This window comes from Halalkalibacterium ligniniphilum, assembly GCF_000334155.1.
Lineage (GTDB): Bacteria > Bacillota > Bacilli > Bacillales > Bacillaceae_D > Halalkalibacterium > Halalkalibacterium ligniniphilum.
Genome location: NZ_ANNK01000170.1, coordinates 1 through 5073 on the forward strand (window position 1 = coordinate 1; position 5073 = coordinate 5073).

Annotated in this window: 6 protein-coding genes and 1 other RNA gene; all 7 read right to left on the reverse strand. The window is 42.0% G+C overall.

Annotated features, from left to right (window positions below; translation table 11 throughout):
• Nucleotides 1-609 precede the first annotated feature (609 nt).
• The 7 genes from BLT_RS0120815 to tadA all read right to left on the reverse strand — a co-directional run bounded on the left by BLT_RS0120815 (nucleotide 610) and on the right by tadA (nucleotide 4853).
• A complete protein-coding gene (locus BLT_RS0120815; RefSeq protein WP_017729632.1) occupies nucleotides 610-873 on the reverse strand; it encodes a pro-sigmaK processing inhibitor BofA family protein in 264 nt (87 codons plus the stop codon).
• Between the two features lie 73 nt (nucleotides 874-946).
• Nucleotides 947-1171, reverse strand: a complete 225-nt coding sequence (locus BLT_RS0120820) for a YaaL family protein (protein ID WP_017729633.1) — start codon at nucleotides 1169-1171, stop codon at nucleotides 947-949.
• Nucleotides 1172-1189: 18 nt separating this feature from the next.
• The gene (recR, locus tag BLT_RS0120825; protein ID WP_017729634.1) at nucleotides 1190-1786 is read right to left on the reverse strand and encodes a recombination mediator RecR; all 597 of its coding nucleotides are present in this window, start codon (nucleotides 1784-1786) and stop codon (nucleotides 1190-1192) included.
• Between the two features lie 11 nt (nucleotides 1787-1797).
• Nucleotides 1798-2109, reverse strand: a complete 312-nt coding sequence (locus BLT_RS0120830; protein ID WP_017729635.1) for a YbaB/EbfC family nucleoid-associated protein — start codon at nucleotides 2107-2109, stop codon at nucleotides 1798-1800.
• Between the two features lie 23 nt (nucleotides 2110-2132).
• Complete coding sequence (dnaX, locus tag BLT_RS0120835) at nucleotides 2133-3821, reverse strand: DNA polymerase III subunit gamma/tau (RefSeq protein ID WP_017729636.1); 1689 nt, start codon at nucleotides 3819-3821, stop codon at nucleotides 2133-2135.
• A gap of 179 nt (nucleotides 3822-4000) precedes the next feature.
• Nucleotides 4001-4267: signal recognition particle sRNA large type (gene ffs / locus BLT_RS23520), an RNA gene on the reverse strand.
• 97 nt (nucleotides 4268-4364) lie between these two features.
• Nucleotides 4365-4853, reverse strand: a complete 489-nt coding sequence (gene tadA, locus BLT_RS0120840) for a tRNA adenosine(34) deaminase TadA (protein WP_017729637.1) — start codon at nucleotides 4851-4853, stop codon at nucleotides 4365-4367.
• Nucleotides 4854-5073: the final 220 nt, after the last annotated feature.

Consider the following 5073-nt stretch of genomic DNA (forward strand, 5'->3'; position numbering starts at 1 on the left):
AGGACGTTGCGACCTTAGCCTGCCATCCATTTCTATCTTCAAGCTGACTTAGCTCTTCATTAAAAAATTCATTGACGAGATACCTTGTATCTCTTATATTACGCTTGGCTTTTGTTCAGTTTTCAAAGAACTGCTTGTCGTTTTTGGCGACTAGATTAATCTATCATATAACCTATCGTTCCGTCAACAACTTTTTTAAAATGATTTTTATCGCTCATCAGCGACAAGAAATAATATAACACAGACTAATAATCAACGCAACACTCTTTTTAAAAAAATTTATTTTTATGGTCCACTTGTTTTATATAGAGAGCTAGTAAGAATAATCGAAACGTCCATTCGGAAACGTTTTTTGTTTTGGCCGGAGGAGCTAAAGCGACCGCGATCCGCTGGTGCCTGGAGCTAGACAGCTTTGTGATATCATACTTTCCTAATCTTTCAACAGAAACCTCCATGAACGGCTCGCTCTTCCCACTAGGATGAAAACGAGTTCGTCAAGTAACGCTAAGCAACCTTTCAATGAAGGGGTGTGAGCGACAAGCTTCCTGCTTTATCATCCTGTAAGCTCCGTCCCCTTTCCACAAAAAAACCTCACTCCTGCGAGGTTTCTTAAAGAATAAACTGCTGAACAGCCACTAGTAAAACAAGTCCCGGAATACCAAGAAAACCAGAAACTGTTGCAGTCACACCATTAATCGGAATATGCAATCCTATCAATGAACCAAAGGTATTTAAAAAAAAGAGTAACAACACCCCAATCAACACTTTCATCGCTGCCTGCCCTATAAATCGCAACGGCTTTAAGGGAGCACCTACAATTAATAACATTAAAACAAGTCCACCTAAAAGTGTAAATACAACAATTGGGTCCATCGCCTTCCCTCCAGCATCTGCTTGTCTTTTTCTTAAAGTCTATTCGTCAAAAACAAAAAAAGAACAGAACGTCCTAAGACCTTCCATTCTTTGTTGTTTTTCGTATTCTCGCTTCTTTTAAAAGAAACAAATATTTCATTTCAGTCATCTTTAAACGCAGCAGCACTTCCTCAGATGGATCCACACTACGCGATACAATGCATTGCTGACTTTCAAGCAATCGCTTCTCTTCCTCAATCATTGCCAAAAGCCGCTCGTCTTCATTGCGACGAATGCTTCGCTTTTTTTGAAATAGCATAACAGCCTCCTTACCTATCTAAAGCTCTCGGCGACCTTCAATCGCTTTTGATAGCGTAACCTCATCTGCGTATTCCAAATCACCACCGACAGGCAAACCGTGGGCAATCCGAGTAACTTTGATTCCTGTCGGCTTCACAAGACGCGATAAATACATCGCTGTCGCTTCTCCTTCAATGGTCGGGTTCGTAGCAATAATGACCTCTTGAATTGTGTCATCTTGAAGTCGCTTTAACAATTCAGGAATTTTAATATCCTCAGGACCCACCCCGTCCATCGGAGAAATTGCACCGTGCAAAACATGATACTTCCCGTGGTACTCTTTCATTTTTTCCATTGCGATCACATCTTTTGCGTCTTGCACAACACAGACCATCGTATCGTCTCTTTTTGTATCCTCACAAATCCGACATGGATCCGTATCGGTGATGTTATGGCAAATCGAGCAATACATTAAATTCCGCTTCCCATTGACTAAAGCTTTTGCAAAATCTAACACATCGTCTTCCTTCATATCTAAGACAAAGAAAGCCAGGCGACTCGCCGTCTTTGGACCGATGCCTGGCAACCTCATAAAACCTTCGATTAGTTTTGCAATTGGTTCAGGATATTGCAATCGAATACCTCCTAGAACATACCAGGAATGTTCATTCCTTTTGTGAACTTGCCCATATCTTGCTCTACAAGCTCATCGACCTTTTTTAACGCTTCATTTGTTGCAGCTAAAATAAGATCTTGAAGCATTTCAGGATCGTCTGGATCAATGACATCTTCAGAAATCTTCACGTCAATGATTCGCTTATCACCACTTGCGATAACTGTAACCATCCCTCCACCAGCCGTCGCTTCTACAGTCTTTTCCTTTAATTCCTCTTGCGCTTTCAGCATTTGCTTTTGCATTTTTTGCATTTGTTTCATCATTTGTCCCATATTTTTCATAAAAAATCACCCTCCTTAAAAATTCAATCCTCAATAATTTCAATCAAATCTGTACCAAAAAGCTTTATGGCTTCATCAACAATCGGATCTGCTTCAGGAGCATCACCATCACCACGTTGGTCTTTCATGTATTCTTCTTTTACTTTATCCCATTGCCCTTGTAAAAAGGTGAAAAACGAGTAAGGCTGTGAAAAGGTTTCCTGTAGCACACCTTCCACAAACGGTCGGAACTTAGTATCAATCATATCACGGTGCATCTCGTTTTGAAACGCAAGAAGAATTAATCTGTCAGAAGCAGCTACTGGCTTACAATCACTCAACCATGCGTGGGCAGGAATGTTTTGAGATCGTACTCGTTCCATTACTTCACCCCAACGGCCACTAATTAGCTGAAGCTGCTGCTTCGTCGCTCCCTTTAGCATCTCTTTTACTTTCGCCGATGCCACCTTCGTTTGCGGCATTTGCTTAACAGGTCTTCGTACAGGCGCCCTCGTTTCCCTTGTAGGACCTGAAGGCTCTAGCCCAGTTTCTTTCAATTGTTGAATGATCCGCTCTAGTTGCTCAACCTTTTGTGACAATGACCGAATTTGACCTTGATCAACAGAAGAAATAGCGTCACTTACCGGTACCCGTTGGTTGCACAAGGTAACCAAACCTAACTCAACAATCACCTTTGGATGAGAGGACCATTTCATTCTTTGCTGGCTCTCGTTTAATGTTTCAATGGCTTTATAAAGCCATGAGCGCTCAATTTTTTTCGCAAGTTCAGCAAATGCTTTATTCACCTGTGCTCTTTCTAACAAATACTCCGCATCTGGAGCCGTTTGATAGAGCAACAAATCACGATAATAATAAATCAGATCTTCCACAAAACGCAGAGGGTCTTTTCCTTCACTCATGATCCGATCAAACGATTGTAATGCCCTTGCAGTCTCATTGTTATGAATGGCTTCTACAACATCTAAAAGGGCATCTTGAGAAACCGCCCCCGTAATCGAAAGCACATCTTCTAGGGTTACGCGTCCTGCTGCAAAGGAAATGGCTTGATCCAACAAACTTAACGCATCTCGCATGCCCCCTTCAGCCGCTCGAGCAATAAGTATTAATGCATCTTCATCCACTTCAGCATTTTCATGAGTGAGTATTTCTTGCATTCGCTCCACCAAAGCTACATTGGGAATTCGTTTAAAATCAAAACGCTGACAACGAGAAATAATCGTTAAAGGAATCTTATGAGGTTCTGTCGTGGCTAAAATAAAAATAACATGGCCTGGTGGTTCTTCCAACGTTTTTAGTAAGGCATTAAACGCCCCCGTCGATAACATATGCACTTCATCAATAATATACACCTTGTACCGCACTTCATTAGGCGCAAATTTCACTTTATCACGAATATCTCTAATCTCATCGACCCCATTATTGGAGGCAGCATCGATCTCCATCACATCCACAATAGCACCAGAAGTAATCCCTTTACATGCTTTGCATTCATTACAAGGCTCTGACACTGGGGCCTTTTCACAGTTTATTGCCTTGGCAATAATTTTCGCAGCACTTGTTTTTCCTGTTCCTCTAGGTCCGGAGAAAAGGTAGGCATGGGAAAATTTTTCTTGTACGAGTGCATTTTGAAGCGTTGTTGTAATGTGTTCTTGCCCGACGACATCTTTAAGTAGCTGCGGTCTCCAAACACGGTATAACGCCTGATAACTCACCCAAAAACCCCCTTTTTCCTCAGTTACATTCCTATTAATTATAGCGATTCAAAAACAAGATTTCAAAGCTTTCTCTCTAATTACACCAAATCAAAGGATTTCATCGATCTCTACAAAAAAAAAAAAGCAGCTACAATATTGTGTAGTTACTTTTAAAACATAGACATCATATTATTAAACCGTGCACCTTCCTTCGATAATGCCACCCTAAGCGTTACCTATGCAGTTAGCTCAGCCCAGGCGACTCTACGGCACACGAAAGGGGCCACTTACTGCTGCTTCCTTCCGGACCTGACAGGGTTCATGGGTTTTCGTTGCGTAGAACCCAAACGTCAACACCACTTACATAGGTCAGACCTTACGATGACAAAACCTCGAGAAGGGATTCAGCCTCGCTATAGCGGATTGCGAGTAACAGGGCACCGCTACCTCCCCACCTAGCACGGAAATTGTATAACATTGTTAGGCGTCTAATGCGACGCATTTCTAGTATAGTTTGTTTGCCAATAAAAAGCAAGGGTTAGTGTTAGCCAATAAAAGGAATCATTCACTCTTCTTTTTTCTTTCCTCACGCTTTCGTTCACGAATTTCTTGAAAAAACCGCGTCAGTCGAGAGCTACATTCCTCTTCCAATACACCTGAAACGACTTCTGCTTGGTGGTTGAAACGTTCCTCTTGCAGGAGATTCATCAACGTCCCAGCACAGCCCGCTTTCGGGTCAGAAGCTCCGTACACAACTCGGTCAATCCTTGATTGAACAATCGCACCTGCGCACATTGGACAAGGCTCCAACGTTACATATAATGTACAATCAGTCAGCCTCCATGTACCGAGCATTTTACAGGCTTCCTCAATCGCCATTAATTCTGCGTGAGCAAGCGCTTGTTGGTTCAACTCACGAAGGTTATACCCTCTAGCAATAACCGCATCATCTTTCACAATAATCGCTCCAATCGGCACCTCCCCTAAACGCTCAGCCCGATCAGCCGCCTCTATTGCTAGCTTCATAAACCTTTCATCAGCGCCATTCATTTTTTTGTACCCATCCTCTTTTTGTCGTTTCTTTCATTATAATATAGAATTTCTCCTTCAGCTTGTCTTCTATACAATAATGCACCAATGCCTTTTCAACATAGCTAAAACCTTAAAATTTGACAAATAAAAAACACTTACCAAAACGGAAAGTGTAATGTGAAAAATATGGCGGAGGAAGAGGGATTCGAACCCCCGCGCGGTTTAACCCGCCTGTCGG

Coding starts and splice junctions, on each gene's coding strand:
- BLT_RS0120815 (WP_017729632.1), bottom strand. CDS start 873: ATGGACCCAATTGTTGTATTTACACTTTTAGGTGGACTTGTTTTAATG.
- BLT_RS0120820 (WP_017729633.1), bottom strand. CDS start 1,171: ATGCTATTTCAAAAAAAGCGAAGCATTCGTCGCAATGAAGACGAGCGG.
- BLT_RS0120830 (WP_017729635.1), bottom strand. CDS start 2,109: ATGAAAAATATGGGACAAATGATGAAACAAATGCAAAAAATGCAAAAG.
- tadA (WP_017729637.1), bottom strand. CDS start 4,853: ATGAATGGCGCTGATGAAAGGTTTATGAAGCTAGCAATAGAGGCGGCT.